We start from the raw sequence: 382 nt of genomic DNA on the forward strand, positions 1-382 counted from the left end.
GTGGACTCCAGCAGGGACGCCGAGGCCACCCGCAGCGTGCCGCCCCTCTTGCCGGACGGCCGTACCACGGAGGTGAGGGCGCTGCCGTAACCGGCGGGGCCGCCGTCCGCGGCCGGGCTCGTCGCGGGGCCGGCTGAGGAGAGTGGCGTCAGGGCCGTGCCGTCGCCGAGCCGGACGACCATCCAGGCCGCCAGCCCCACGATCACCGCCGTCGCCGCCGCGCTCACCGCCACCAGCACACGCCGCCCGCGCCGCCCCGGCGCGGTCCGGCCCCACCCGGGGTCCCCGCCGGTTACGGCAGCGCCCTCACCTCCGTGGTACGGCCGTCCGGCAAGAGGGGCGGCACGCTGCGGGTGGCCTCGGCGTCCCTGCTGGAGTCCAC

Annotated in this window: 1 protein-coding gene; it reads right to left on the bottom strand. The window is 78.8% G+C overall.

What is annotated here, in order from left to right; genetic code table 11:
- The coding region (locus FAF44_RS53840; protein ID WP_237111212.1) for a hypothetical protein at positions 1-227 on the bottom strand (227 nt) is incomplete at its 3' end.
- Positions 228-382: the final 155 nt, after the last annotated feature.

Origin of the sequence: Nonomuraea sp. MG754425 (genome assembly GCF_021699195.1) — a bacterium.
Taxonomy (GTDB): Bacteria; Actinomycetota; Actinomycetes; order Streptosporangiales; family Streptosporangiaceae; genus Nonomuraea.